The organism is Bradyrhizobium guangdongense, assembly GCF_006483445.1.
GTDB lineage: Bacteria > Pseudomonadota > Alphaproteobacteria > Rhizobiales > Xanthobacteraceae > Bradyrhizobium > Bradyrhizobium guangdongense_A.
Window position 1 is genome coordinate 1 of record NZ_PPPT01000253.1, and the last position, 12169, is coordinate 12169.

Sequence of the window (12169 nt, forward strand, 5' to 3'; positions counted from 1 at the left end):
GGCGCCGGCAAGTCGACGATCTCGCGGCTTTTGTTCCGCCTCTACGACATCTCCGGCGGCAGGATCTTGATCGACGGCCAGGACATCCGCGACGTTACGCAGGGCTCGCTGCGTGCCGCCATCGGCATGGTGCCGCAGGACACGGTGCTGTTCAACGACACCATCCGCTACAACATCCGCTACGGCCGCTGGAACGCCAGCGATGCCGAAGTGGAAAAGGCGGCGCAGCTGGCGCAGATCGACAATTTCATCCGCATGGCGCCGAAGGGCTATGAGACGCAGGTCGGCGAGCGCGGGCTGAAGCTGTCCGGCGGCGAGAAGCAGCGTGTGGCGATTGCGCGGACCGTGCTGAAGGCGCCGCCGATCCTGGTGCTGGACGAAGCGACCTCGGCGCTCGACAGCCATACCGAGCACGAGATTCAGGGCGCGCTCGACCGCGTCTCCAAGAACCGCACCTCGCTCGTCATCGCGCACCGTCTCTCCACCATCGTCGGCGCCGACGAGATCATCGTGCTCGATCAGGGCCGTATCGCCGAGCGCGGCACGCATGCTCAACTGCTCGCATCTGGTGGCCTCTATGCCAGCATGTGGAACAGGCAGCGCGAAGCCGAAGCCGCACGCGAAAAGCTCGCCCGGATGGACGACGCCAACGAGGCGCCGAACCGCGAGCCCCCGCCGGTTGATGACGCGCTCACGACCCCTGCGGCCGCGGAGTGACCTTGTCTGCGGCCCCCGGTCTGGCCTAAAGCTTTCCGGCGCGCGGGGCTGTCCGCGCGCCATCAACCCCTGGCGGCAGATTAGCGATGTCCATTCTCGATTCGATCCAACGGCAGATTCCGCCGATCCACAAGGAGGGCTATCCCTTCATCGGCATCTTCGCGGCGGCGAGCATCTTCCTGATGTGGTTGTGGTCGCCTTTGGGCTGGATCGGCACCATCATCACCGTGTGGTGCGCGCTGTTCTTCCGCGATCCCGCCCGCACGACGCCGATCCGCGACGGGCTTGTCATCTCGCCGGCCGATGGCCGGGTGTCGATGATCACGATGGCGCTGCCGCCTGCGGAATTGGGGCTCGGCGACAAGCCGCTGCCGCGCGTCTCCGTGTTCATGAGCGTGTTCAACTGCCACGTGAACCGCAGCCCGGTGGCGGGCAGGGTGGATCGCATCGCCTACCGGCCCGGCCTGTTCATCAATGCCGAGCTCGACAAGGCGAGCGAGGACAATGAACGCAACTCGCTCGTGATCTCCACCAATGTCGGGCGGATCGGCGTAGTGCAGATCGCCGGCCTCGTGGCAAAACGCATCGTCTGCTTCGTCAAGGAAGGGCAGTCGCTCGGCGCCGGCGAGCGCTTTGGCCTCATTCGGTTTGGCTCGCGCCTCGACGTCTATCTGCCGATCGGCTCCCGGGCGCTGGTCTCGGAAGGGCAGACCGCGATTGCCGGCGAAACCGTGCTCGCCGACCTCGCCACGGACGATTTGGCGCGGACCTATCGCACCAGTTAACCATTCCGTCCCCGACATCGCCGAAAGGACGGTTCCGCCGCATTGGCGGAGCGGGCGGCGGCTTGCTATATCTCCCTTGGAGTGAGGCCAGAGCCATGACGCCCTACGATCTGAGAAATCCCGATGCGCGCCGCCGGCGCTTCCGCCCGATCCCGGTGCGGATGCTGGTGCCCAATGTCATCACGCTGCTCGCGATCTGCGCCGGCCTGACGGCGATCCGTCTGTCGATCGAAGGGCGGATGACCCTTGCGGTCTATGCGATCGTGTTCGCGGCGGCCCTCGACGGCATCGACGGCCGCATCGCGCGGATGATCAAGGGCCAGTCCAAATTCGGCGCCGAGCTCGACAGCCTCGCGGATTTCGTCAATTTCGGTGTTGCGCCCGGCCTGATGCTGTATTTCTGGCAGCTCCACGAGCTCGGCAATGCCGGCTGGATCGCGGCCATGGTGTTCGCGATCTCCGGCGGCCTGCGGCTCGCGCGCTTCAACGCGACGATGGACGATCCCAACAAGCCGGCCTTCGCCGCCAATTTCTTCACCGGCGTGCCGGCGCCGGCCGGCGCGATCACCGTGCTGCTGCCGATCTACATGTCGTTCCTGGGGCTCGGGCGCTGGCCCGTGGTCGTGACCGCGGCCTACACGCTCCTGATCGGCTTCCTGATGGTGTCGCGGCTGCCCGTGTTCTCCGGCAAGACGGTGCGCATGCGGGTGCCGCCGGAGCTGGTGCTGCCGGTGTTCGTGGCGGTGATCTTCTTCATCGCGCTCCTGATCAGCTATCCCTGGCACATCCTCTCGGCCGGCACGGTGCTTTATCTGTTGAGCTTGCCGCTCGGCTGGAAGTCGTATCAGAAGCAGGCGCGCGCCGTGGAGGCAGGAGCACCTGCGCCGACCGAGGCGGCATCGCCTGTAACGTCGCAGGCCATGGCGCCGAACGTGCCGGAAGCCCCGCACGACGATCGGCCCGAACGGCTGCACTGAGCGGTCTGCAAATATCTGCCATGAGGCAAGCCGAGTTGGGTTGACGCCCGATCTCGGCTATATCGCCATGGCCCGCTGCATCCGACACCGCCGGGGCCAATATGGGAGAGAACGCCGTGACTGATACCGCGACCGGGCCGCTGCCGGCTTCCGTCCTCGAAGCGTTGGGCCGCTACGACACGCCGACGATCTGCAACGCCATGGAAATCGTCGCGCCCGAGCGCCGTCTGATCGGCTACACCACAAAACCGCTCGTCTGTCCGTTCCCGAACTTGCCGCCGATCGTCGGCTATGCGCGCACGGTCGCGATCCGCTCGGTGTTGAAGTCTTCGCTCCCTGCGGAAGAGCAGTCCAGGCGTCGCATCGAATATTACGAGTATGTCGGCACAGGTCACGGGCCGCGCATCTCCGTCATCCAGGACATCGACGGCCATGACGTCGGCTACGGCGCGTTCTGGGGCGAGGTGCAGAGCAACGTGCACAAGGCGCTCGGCTGCCTCGGCGTCATCACCGACGGCTCGATCCGCGACATCCCGCAATGGGCGCCGGGCTTCCAGGCGCTGGCCGGTTCGATCGGTCCCTCGCATGCCTGGGTGCATGCGGAAAGTTTTGGCGGCGAGGTTCGCGTGGCCGGCATGACCGTGAAATCGGACGATCTGATCCACGCCGACCAGCATGGCGCGATTGCCATCCCGCTCGATATCGCCGCCAAGCTGCCCGAGGCCGCCGAGCTCTGCGGTCGCCGCGAAACCCCGATCCTGGAGATCGCGCGCAGCCCGGACTTTTCGCTCGAGAAGCTGAAGGCTGCGCTGAAGAGGTCGGCGGAGATTCACTAAAGCGCATAGTCTGGCGGCGAAGCCGCGCGTCGCCCGAGCCCGCTCCGGGCGGCGCATTCGGCCCCGTGCGCATCCGCCGCGCAATTATGGTTAGCAAACTGTTGAGAGCGCTATCGGCCGCCGGCAATTCGCCTGCGCGGCGAGCGCGACGATGTGGCCGGATCAGGGCTGTCCGCGTTTAACCTTTACGCGTCTTTAATGGCCGCCAACTAGGGTTTCTGCGGGGCGGTGCGCCGTTAGGCAGCATCCCATCCAGGACGGATGGTCGTTCGGGTAAGCGTTGGAGTTTTCCATGGATATCATGACGGGCGTTGGGCTCACCGCGGGCATCATCGTCATCGCCGCGATGATCTTCATGGGCGGCGACCTCCACATGTTCATTTCCGAACATGCCATGATCATCATCTTCGGCGGCTCGATTTCCGCCACCATGATCCGCTTCCCGCTCAGCGCGCTGCTTCACGGCCTTCCCCTGGGTGCGAAGTTCGCGTTCACGATGAGCCGGCTGTCGGCGCATGACCTCGTCGACGAGCTCGCCCGCATCGCCGAGATCGCGCGCAAGCAGGGCCCGGTCGGCCTGGAAAAGGTCGAGACCGACGAGCCGTTCCTCGCCAAGGGCATACGCTACGTCGCCGACGGCTACGACCTCGACTTCATCCGCGACAATCTCGAGCGCGACCGCGACAACTTCCTCATGCATCTGGACGAAGGCAGCAAGATCTACCGCGCCATCGGCGACTGCGCCCCGGCTTTCGGCATGATCGGCACGCTGATCGGCATGGTGCAGATGTTCGCGAACATGACCGATCCGTCGAAACTCGGCCCGTTCATGGCGACCGCGCTGCTCGCAACGCTCTACGGCGCGCTGGTCGCGAACCTGTTCTGCCTGCCGATCGCCGACAAGCTGCACGGCAAGCTGCTCGACGAGGAAACCAACCGCACGCTGATCATCGACGGCATTCTGATGATCCGCGACTCCAAGAGCCCGACGCTGGTGCGCGAAATGCTGCTTGCCTACCTGCCCGAGAAGCATCGCCACGCCGAGGGTGAACCGGTCCCGGCCTGAGGCCGCGTACCGGGATTTGAATCATGGCCAAGAAGAAGCGCGGCGATGCACATGGAGGCGGTCACGGCTGGTTCGTGACCTTCGCCGACCTGATGGGCCTAATGATGAGCTTCTTCGTCATGCTCGTCGCGTTCTCGACGCAGGACGCCAACAAGCTCAAGATCGTCGCAGGCTCCATGCGCGACGCCTTCGGCGTCCAGAGCGAGGCGCGCTACGCCGGCATCATCGAGTCCGACGGCCTGCCGACGCGCCCGAAGCTGAAGAACGTCGACCACATCCAGCCCGAAGACGCCTCCAACACGCCGACGCCTGACCAGCAGGACCGCGACCGCAAGTCCGGCGCGAAGATCAAGGTCGACCGTGAATTCGCGCTCGCCGCGGCCTCGCTGCGCCAGGCCCTGCAGGACATGCCCGAGCTCACCGAGATGTCCAAGCACATCATGTTTGAGGAGACCAAGCAGGGGCTCAATCTCGAGATCGTCGACCAGGACGGCCGCTCGATGTTTCCCGATGGCTCGAAAGTGCCCTACGACCGCACCCGCCGCCTGATCGAGAAGCTGGCGGTGCCGCTCAAGGCGACACCGCTGCGCCTGTCGATCGCCGGCCATACCGCGGCCGGCTACGTGCCGAACCGCAGCGATTACGGTGCCTTCGACCTGTCGTCCGATCGCGCCAATGCCGTGCGCCAGATCCTCGAGCGGGAAGGGCTGCCGCCCTCGCACGTGTTCTCGGTCTCCGGCAAGGCGGATACCCAGCCGCTGTTTCCGGACGATCCGTCGCTGGCCGCCAACCGCCGCGTGACCATCACGTTGATGCGTGAGGACCCGCCGCTGCCGCCCAATCTGAAACCCTGAACCTCCAAATTACTATTTTACCTCTGGACATTTCGTCGCCGGGGGCCGAACGTGGCCTCTGCGTCACAGCATGCCTGTGCGCGCCTGCTATGCTGGGTGCTTGACCCGGCGCGCGGAACCGTCCAAACGCGCGCGGATCAAAACCCGGGAAGCAGCGTTTTCCAGCGACGATGACGGCCAGCATCACCACGACCGAAGGCCAGGAGGGACCGGTCACCTCGAGTTTCTGGGGGCTGACCCTCGGAAGTATCGGCGTTGTCTTCGGCGACATCGGCACTTCGCCGCTCTACGCCTTTCACGAGGCGGTCAAGGGCGCGGCCCATGGCCAACCGGTCTCGCGCGTTATCGTGCTCGGCGTGCTGTCGCTGATCCTGTGGGCGCTGTTCATCGTCGTCACCACCAAATACGTGCTGCTGCTGCTGCGCGCCGACAATAACGGCGAGGGCGGCACGCTCTCGCTGATGGCGCTGGGCCATCGCGCACTGGGACGGCGTCACTGGTTCCTGCTCGCGCTCGGCGTGGTCGGCGCCTCCATGTTCATCGGCGATTCCATGATCACGCCGGCGATCTCGGTGCTCTCGGCGGTCGACGGTCTGAAGCTCGCCGCGCCCGCGCTCGAACACTACGTCGTGCCGCTCACGGTCCTCATCCTGGCGCTGCTGTTCGCGGTCCAGAGCAAGGGTACCGCGCTGGTCGCCTCGGCCTTCGGACCTGTCATGGTGATCTGGTTCACCGTGATCGCGGTGATGGGAGCCGTCCACATCGCCGACGATCCGTCGGTGCTCGCGGCGATCAATCCGTATTATGCGGTGCAGTTCATGCTATCGCACGGCACGATCGGCCTGGTGACGCTCGGTGCCGTGTTCCTGGCGGTGACCGGCGGCGAGGCGCTCTATGCCGATCTCGGCCATTTCGGCCGCAAGCCGATTCAGTCGGCCTGGATATTCTTCGTGCTGCCTGCGCTGCTGATCAACTATTTCGGGCAGGGCGCGCTGGTGCTGTCCGACCCAAGCTCGCTCGATAATTCCTTCTATCGCATGGTGCCGGAAAAGCTCGTGCTGCCGCTGGTGGGACTGGCGACCGCGGCCACCGTGATCGCAAGCCAGGCCGTGATCACAGGCGCTTATTCGCTGGTTTATCAGGCGGTGCAGCTCGGCCTCCTGCCGCGCTTCGAGGTGCGTTACACCTCCGAATCCCATGCCGGCCAGATTTATCTGCCACGGGTCAACCGGTTGCTCCTGATCGGCGTGATGCTGCTGGTGCTGCTGTTCCACACCCCCAGCAACCTCGCCTCCGCCTATGGCATCGCAGTGTCCACCACCATGGTCGCCGACGGTATCATGGGCTTCATCGTGATCTGGAAACTGTGGAACTGGCGTGCCGCGACCGCAGCCGCCGTGATCCTGCCGCTCGTCTTCGTCGACGTGACCTTTTTTGCCGCCAATCTGCTCAAGCTCTTGGAAGGCGCCTGGGTGCCGCTGCTGTTCGGCGCGATCATGGTGGGGACGATCTGGACCTGGCGGCGCGGCTCCGGAATTTTGGTGCAGAAGACGCGCAGGATCGAGGTTCCGCTCGACGATCTCATCAAGAGCCTCGAGAAGCGGCCGCCGCATATCGTCAAGGGCACGGCCGTGTTCCTCACCAGCGATCCGGCCTTCGTGCCGACGGCGCTGTTGCACAATCTCAAGCACAACAAGGTGCTGCACGAGCACAACGTGGTTCTGACCATCGAGACCGCGCAGACACCGCGGGTCGATCTATCGGAACGGTTCCGCATGGAGAAGGTCAGCGACAAGTTCTCCAAGGTCCGTTTGCGGTTCGGCTTCATGGAGCAGCCCAACGTGCCGAAGGCGCTGGCGATCGCCCGCAAGCAGGGCTGGCAGTTCGACATCATGTCGACGTCGTTCTTCGTGTCGCGCCGCGCGCTGAAGGCGTCGGCGCAATCGGGCATGCCGCTCTGGCAGGATCACCTGTTCATCGCGCTGAGCCGCTCCGCCAACGACGCCACCGATTATTTCCAGATCCCGACCGGGCGGGTGGTTGAAGTCGGAACTCAAGTGACCATCTGAGGCGCTTCCGGAAGAGAACCGGCGGCGCACTTATGCGGAATTTGCATGGCAAGGGCCCAGAATCGCGCTAGGCTATGCCCATAGCGCAGGACTATAAGCCCGCGCGCGCTTCTGCCATTGTGCAGTGAAGCATTTTTAGAGGCCATCAGTCTCTCCCATGACAAGTGACATCGCGATTCCCGCCCCGGAGACGGTGGCGGCCAATGGACATGGCGAAGCCCACACCACGGCCGGGTTTGCCGGCCTGACGCTCGGCAGCATCGGGGTCGTCTACGGCGACATCGGCACCAGCCCGCTCTACGCGTTCCGCGAGGCGGTGACGGCGGCTTCGGGTATGGAAGGGGTGCCCACGCAGGCCGCCGTGCTCGGGGTGATCTCGATGATCCTCTGGGCGCTCGTCGTCGTGGTGACGCTCAAATACGTCGTGATCCTGCTGCGCGCCGACAACAACGGCGAGGGCGGCACGCTCGCCCTGATGGCGCTGGCCCAGCGGGCTGTCGGCACGGGTGGTGCGACCATTGTCCTGCTCGGCATCATCTCCGGCGCCCTGTTCTATGGCGATGCCGTGATCACGCCGGCCCTCTCGGTGCTGTCGGCCGTGGAGGGCATGAAGGACGTCACCGCGACGTTCGAGCCGTATGTCGTCCCGCTGACGGTCGTGATCCTGCTTGGGCTGTTTGCCGTGCAGTCGCGCGGCACGGCCCGCGTTGCCGCCTTCTTCGGCCCGATCATGTGTGTCTGGTTTGCCGTGATCGCGCTCGCGGCGATCGGCCCGATCATGCATCAGCCTCAGGTGCTGCTGGCGCTCAACCCGCTTCATGCCGTGTCCTTCATGCTTCACCACGGCCTTATCGGCTTCGTCACGCTGGGTGCGGTGTTCCTGGCCGTCACCGGCGCGGAAGCGCTCTATGCCGACCTCGGCCATTTCGGCAAGCGGCCGATCCAGACCGCCTGGCTGTTCATCGTGTTGCCGTCGCTGGCGCTGAACTATCTGGGGCAGGGGGCGCTGGTGCTGGCCGACCCCAAGGCGATCGAAAGCCCATTCTTCCAGCTTTTCCCGCAAGGCTGGGCTCGCGGCGGCATGGTCGTGCTCGCCACCATCGCCACCGTCATCGCCAGCCAGGCCGTGATCACCGGCGCCTATTCGCTGACGCGCCAGGCCATCCAGCTCGGTCTGCTGCCGCGATTTGAAATTCGCCATACGTCCGAAGCGCATTCCGGCCAGATCTTCATTCCGCGCATCAACCAGCTCCTGCTGGTTGCGGTCGTGATGCTGGTGCTGATGTTCCGCTCCTCGAGCGCGCTGGCCTCCGCCTATGGCATCTCCGTGACCGGCACCATGGTGGTCACGGCCATGATGGGCTTTGTCGTGATCTGGAAGGTCTGGAAGTGGTCGCCGCTCTGGGCCGCAGCCCTGATCGCGCCGTTCCTGTTCCTCGACCTGACCTTCCTGGCGGCGAACCTGCTCAAGGTCTTCGAGGGCGGCTGGGTACCGCTCGCGCTCGGCGCGCTGATGATCATCCTGATGTACACGTGGCGCCGCGGCAGCCGGCTGCTGTTCGAGAAGTCGCGCAAGCTGGAGTTCCCGCTCGCCGACCTCGTCGCCATGCTGGAGAAGCGGCCGCCGCAGCGGGTGCCGGGTACCGCGGTCTTCCTCACCTCGGATCCGCTAAGCGCACCGACGGCGCTGATGCATAGTCTGAAGCACTACAAGGTGCTGCATGAGAAGAACGTCATTCTCACCATCGAGACCGCCCCGACCCCGCGGATCGATCCGGCCGAGCGGGTGAAGCTCGAGCAGATCAGCCCGACCTTCTCCAAGGTGACGCTGAAGTTCGGTTTCATGGAATCCCCGAACGTGCCCAAGGCGCTGGCGATCGCCAGAAAACTCGGCTGGCAGTTCGACATCATGTCGACCTCGTTCTTCCTGTCGCGGAGGGCGCTCAAGCCGGCCGCCCATTCCGGCATGCCGCGCTGGCAGGACCGGCTGTTCATCTCGCTGAGCCGCTCGGCGAACGATGCCACCGACTATTTCCAGATCCCGAGCGGACGCGTCGTCGAGGTCGGCACGCAAGTCACGATCTGACCGCGGCGATTGGGCTGCCTTACGATTTAGGTTTAAGTTGCGGGATGACTCTCAAGCCTTTGTAGTGCTTGATTTTCGCCTGCCGAGAGGCGAGGTTGCGGCCGGCCCGGACAGCCCGGTGCAGAGCTCGGATCGTGGGAGGAAGATGTGGCGAACCAGGTGCAGGATCTGACCCCGGACGAGGTCTCCAAGGGCATTGATGAAGGGCGCTATCTGCTCGTCGACGTCCGTGAGCCGAACGAGGTTGACGCAGAGGCCTATCCGTCCGGCGTCGTCGTGCCGCTCTCGACCTTCGACCCGAAGGCGATCCCGGATCCCGCGGGCAAGCAGGTCGTGTTCGCCTGCCGCTCCGGCAAGCGCTCGGTGACGGCCTCGCTCGCGGCACAAGCCGCGGGCCTTCCTTACGACAAGCATCTCGCAGGCGGCATGCTCGGCTGGAAGGCTGCAGGTCTTCCGACCAAGGTTGGCTGATCGCCCGATGAGCTCCAAAATCTCGTCCCTGAACCCGGTCTTCGCGAACCTGCCCGTCACCATTTTCGAGGCGATGTCGCAGGCGGCGCGCGACAATGCCGCGATCAATCTCGGCCAGGGCTTCCCTGATGATCCCGGCCCCGAGGACATCCGCCGCGCAGCCGCCGACGCCTCGCTGAACGGCTACAACCAATACCCGTCGATGATGGGCATCCCGGAATTGCGCCAGGCGATCGCAACCCACTACGGACATTGGCACGGCCTGAAGCTCGATCCGATGAGCGAGGTGATGGTGACCTCCGGCGGTACCGAGGCGCTGACCTCGGCGATCCTCGCGGTAGTGCAGCCCGGCGACGAGGTGGTCTGCTTCCAGCCGGTGTACGATTCCTATCTGCCGATCATCCGCCAGGCCGGTGGCATTCCGCGCCTGGTGCGGCTCGAGCCGCCGCACTGGCGGCTCAACGAAGACATGCTGAAAAGCGTCTTCAATTCAAAGACCAAGGCGGTGCTGTTCAACAATCCCTTGAATCCGTCCGCCGTCGTCTATCCCCGCGAAGACCTCGAACTGCTGGCGCGCTACTGCCAGGAGTTCGACGTGATCGCCATCTGTGACGAGGTCTGGGAGCACGTTACTTTCGACGAGCACAAGCACATCCCGCTGATCACCATCCCCGGCATGCGCGACCGCACCATCAAGGTCGGCTCGGCCGGCAAGATCTTTTCGCTGACCGGCTGGAAGATCGGGTTCGTCTGCGCCGCGCCGCCGCTCTTGCGGGTCGCCGCCAAGGTGCACCAGTTCCTGACCTTTACCAGCGCGCCGAACCTCCAGGCGGCGGTCGCCTATGGCCTCGGCAAGCCGGACGAGTATTTCGTTTCGATGCGCAAGGATCTGGCGCGGAGCCGGGATCGGCTCACCAAGGGTCTCGAAAGCCTCGGCTTCCCCGTGTTGAAGTCGCAAGGCACCTACTTCCTCACCGTCGACCTGTCGCCGCTCGGCCTCAACGAGAGCGACGCCGAGTTTTGTTGGCGCATCGTCAAGGATTACAAGGTCGCCGCGATCCCGGTCTCGGCCTTCTACGAGAAGGACCCGGTGACCTCGGTGGTGCGGTTCTGCTTTGCCAAGAAGGACGAGACGCTCGACACCGCACTGGAGCGGTTGTCGGATGCGGTGCGCCGACGCAAGGGGTAGGTGGCGATGGCCGACGCCAGCAGGTTCCGTTTCGCCGTCGCGGTCGCAGCAGCGCTGACGTGGTTTCCGCACTCCGTCGTGGCCGAGGAGCGCGTCGTCAACTTCTACAACTGGTCCAACTACATGGCGCCGGAGGTCCTGGAGACCTTCACCAAGGAGACCGGCATCAAGGTGGTCTACGACACTTTTGATGCCAACGAGACGCTGGAAACGCGCCTGATGGCCGGCAAGTCCGGCTACGACGTCGTGGTGCCCACAGCCTATTTCCTGCAGCGCCAGATCAAGGCCAACATTTTCCAGAAACTCGACAAGGCGAAGCTGCCGAACCTCGCCAACGCCTGGCCCGTGGTGACGCAGCGGCTCGGCATCTACGATCCCGGCAACGTCTACGCCGCCAACTACATGTGGGGCACGACCGGCATCGGCTACAATGTCAAGAAGGTGAAGGAAATCCTCGGCGCCGACGCCAGGATCGATAGCTGGGACATCGTCTTCAAGCCGGAGAACCTTGCCAAGTTCAAGGATTGCGGCGTCCACATGCTCGACTCCGCCGACGACATCTTCCCGGCCGCGCTGAGCTGGCTCGGGCTCGATCCCAACTCGACCAAGCAGGCCGACCTGGAGAAGGCCGCCGACGCCGTGATGAAGGTGCGGCCGTCGGTACGAAAATTTCACTCGTCCGAATATCTGAGCGCGCTCGCGACCGGCGAGATCTGCTTCGTGGTCGGCTGGTCCGGCGACATCATGCAGGCCCGCGCCCGGGCCGCCGAAGCCAAGAGCGACATCGAGATCGGCTATGCCATCCCAAAGGAGGGCGCGCAGATGTTCTTCGACAATCTCGCGATCCCTGCGGATGCCAAGAACGTCAAGGAAGCCTACGAGCTCATCAACTATCTCTACCGTCCCGACGTCGCCGCCAAGAACTCGGACTTTTTGTCCTACGCCAATGGCAATCTGGCGAGCCAGAAGCTGGTCGATCCGAAGATTTTGAACGACAAGAACATCTATCCGGACGAGGCGACGCTTTCAAAACTGTTCGTCATCACGGCACGTGAGCCTGCGACCCAGCGGATCATCAACCGGCTATGGACGAAGGTGAAGACGGGGAGGTGAGCTCCG

10 protein-coding genes and 1 pseudogene are annotated in these 12169 nt (G+C 64.4%); all 11 read left to right on the forward strand.

Annotated elements, in window-relative coordinates; translation table 11 throughout:
* Nucleotides 1-717, forward strand: a 717-nt coding sequence (locus C2U70_RS30410; RefSeq protein WP_140982321.1) for an ATP-binding cassette domain-containing protein, incomplete at its 5' end; no start/stop codon positions are given.
* An 83-nt stretch (nucleotides 718-800) separates the two neighbouring features.
* Nucleotides 801-1502: pseudogene (locus C2U70_RS30415) on the forward strand (phosphatidylserine decarboxylase); the annotation flags it as partial.
* Nucleotides 1503-1597: 95 nt separating this feature from the next.
* Complete coding sequence (locus tag C2U70_RS30420; protein WP_140982323.1) at nucleotides 1598-2479, forward strand: CDP-alcohol phosphatidyltransferase family protein; 882 nt, start codon at nucleotides 1598-1600, stop codon at nucleotides 2477-2479.
* A gap of 116 nt (nucleotides 2480-2595) precedes the next feature.
* Nucleotides 2596-3315 (forward strand): RraA family protein, encoded by a 720-nt coding sequence (locus C2U70_RS30425; RefSeq protein WP_186294569.1) that lies wholly within the window; start codon nucleotides 2596-2598, stop codon nucleotides 3313-3315.
* Between the two features lie 292 nt (nucleotides 3316-3607).
* A complete protein-coding gene (locus C2U70_RS30430; RefSeq protein WP_011086581.1) occupies nucleotides 3608-4381 on the forward strand; it encodes a motility protein A in 774 nt (257 codons plus the stop codon).
* A gap of 23 nt (nucleotides 4382-4404) precedes the next feature.
* Complete coding sequence (locus C2U70_RS30435) at nucleotides 4405-5235, forward strand: OmpA/MotB family protein (protein ID WP_140982325.1); 831 nt, start codon at nucleotides 4405-4407, stop codon at nucleotides 5233-5235.
* Nucleotides 5236-5405: 170 nt separating this feature from the next.
* Nucleotides 5406-7304: a potassium transporter Kup gene (locus C2U70_RS30440; RefSeq protein ID WP_140982326.1), complete on the forward strand. Its 1899-nt coding sequence runs from the start codon at nucleotides 5406-5408 to the stop codon at nucleotides 7302-7304.
* Nucleotides 7305-7461: 157 nt separating this feature from the next.
* Nucleotides 7462-9390, forward strand: coding sequence for a potassium transporter Kup (locus tag C2U70_RS30445; RefSeq protein WP_140982327.1), 1929 nt, complete (start codon nucleotides 7462-7464; stop codon nucleotides 9388-9390).
* 147 nt (nucleotides 9391-9537) lie between these two features.
* Entirely contained in the window at nucleotides 9538-9861 is a 324-nt protein-coding gene (locus C2U70_RS30450) for a rhodanese-like domain-containing protein (RefSeq protein WP_140982328.1), read from the forward strand.
* A 7-nt stretch (nucleotides 9862-9868) separates the two neighbouring features.
* A complete protein-coding gene (locus tag C2U70_RS30455) occupies nucleotides 9869-11050 on the forward strand; it encodes an aminotransferase (protein WP_140982329.1) in 1182 nt (393 codons plus the stop codon).
* 6 nt (nucleotides 11051-11056) lie between these two features.
* A complete protein-coding gene (locus tag C2U70_RS30460; protein WP_140982330.1) occupies nucleotides 11057-12163 on the forward strand; it encodes a polyamine ABC transporter substrate-binding protein in 1107 nt (368 codons plus the stop codon).
* Nucleotides 12164-12169 lie beyond the last annotated feature (6 nt).

Coding starts and splice junctions, on each gene's coding strand:
- C2U70_RS30420 (WP_140982323.1), top strand. CDS start 1,598: ATGACGCCCTACGATCTGAGAAATCCCGATGCGCGCCGCCGGCGCTTC.
- C2U70_RS30435 (WP_140982325.1), top strand. CDS start 4,405: ATGGCCAAGAAGAAGCGCGGCGATGCACATGGAGGCGGTCACGGCTGG.
- C2U70_RS30445 (WP_140982327.1), top strand. CDS start 7,462: ATGACAAGTGACATCGCGATTCCCGCCCCGGAGACGGTGGCGGCCAAT.
- C2U70_RS30430 (WP_011086581.1), top strand. CDS start 3,608: ATGGATATCATGACGGGCGTTGGGCTCACCGCGGGCATCATCGTCATC.
- C2U70_RS30455 (WP_140982329.1), top strand. CDS start 9,869: ATGAGCTCCAAAATCTCGTCCCTGAACCCGGTCTTCGCGAACCTGCCC.
- C2U70_RS30460 (WP_140982330.1), top strand. CDS start 11,057: ATGGCCGACGCCAGCAGGTTCCGTTTCGCCGTCGCGGTCGCAGCAGCG.
- C2U70_RS30440 (WP_140982326.1), top strand. CDS start 5,406: ATGACGGCCAGCATCACCACGACCGAAGGCCAGGAGGGACCGGTCACC.